We start from the raw sequence: 1,033 nt of genomic DNA, 5'->3' as shown, positions 1-1,033 counted from the left end.
AACACTTCACAAAATGTAGAGCTTATGAAATGTCCTGAATGTCAGTCAACTCATGTTAATAAAAATGGCCATAAAAAAGGTAAACAGAATTATATTTGTGTCGGTTGTGGCAGACAATTTATAGATGGCTATCAACCTCATAAAGGTTACTCGCTCAGAGGTGAAACGTGAATGTCTTAAAATGTATGTCAATGGTATGGGTTTTCGAGCAATTGAGAGAGTCAAAAATGTGCATCATACGACAATCATTAATTGGGTCAAGCAAGTAGGAAAACTCTTGCCAGAATTTTATCACCCAGAAACAACTCCACAAGTGGGAGAATTAGATGAATTAGAAACATTTGTCGGCTCAAAAAAAACAAAACCTGGTTATGGACAGCAGTAGGCCATTTTAAACCAGGTATTCTAGGATGGGTTTTAGGCGACCATAGTGCAAAAACTTTTGAACCACTATGGGGCATTGTTAATAAAGGGAAATGCCATTTTTATGTCACAGATGGGTGGAAAGTTTACCCGAAGTTTATTCCCGATGGAGATCAGATTATTAGCAAAACCTATATGACAAGAGTTGAGGGTGAAAATACAAGATTAAGACATTATTTGGCTCGCCTAAAACGAAAAAGTCTTTGTTATTCTAAATCTGAACAAATGCTAAGATATTCAATTCAATTACTAATTCACTATCTAAAATTTGGAGATGTTCCAATTCCGTATCAAAATCAAATAAATAATTCTCGCTCTCGCTTGTCTGTGATCGCACTATAATTTTATCATACCTTGATTCAGCAACGCCCGCTAGAATTATTTGTGGGTGGAATTGTCACATCTTCCAGAAATAAGAACAAATTATTCATCAGCTCGCCATAACGTTTTCGCAACCGAACACCATCCGGCTGATGTGGCGAAAAGCTCAAAATTCTGGTTAATCTTTCTCGTAAATTGCTGCGATATCGCTTCAGCCTTGCCTCGTCCATCCTATCGCGTCGTCGATGGATAACAAAAGCCCTTAATAATAACCTCTTCATCGCTGGGG

The 1,033-nt window shown here is 37.7% G+C and carries 1 protein-coding gene and 1 pseudogene; one reads left to right on the top strand and one right to left on the bottom strand.

Going from position 1 to position 1,033, the window contains the following annotated elements:
• Window positions 1-24 precede the first annotated feature (24 nt).
• A pseudogene (locus QUA01_RS27265) lies at window positions 25-765 on the top strand (IS1 family transposase).
• 17 nt (window positions 766-782) lie between these two features.
• Here the strand turns inward: QUA01_RS27265 and QUA01_RS27260 are convergent.
• Window positions 783-1,033, bottom strand: a 251-nt coding sequence (locus QUA01_RS27260; protein ID WP_333087901.1) for a hypothetical protein, incomplete at its 5' end; no start/stop codon positions are given.

The organism is Microcoleus sp. S36a_B3 (genome assembly GCF_036700745.1).
GTDB lineage: Bacteria > Cyanobacteriota > Cyanobacteriia > Cyanobacteriales > Microcoleaceae > Microcoleus.
Note: the sequence above shows the minus strand (reverse complement) of the source record. Positions and strands in the feature narration are given on the sequence as shown.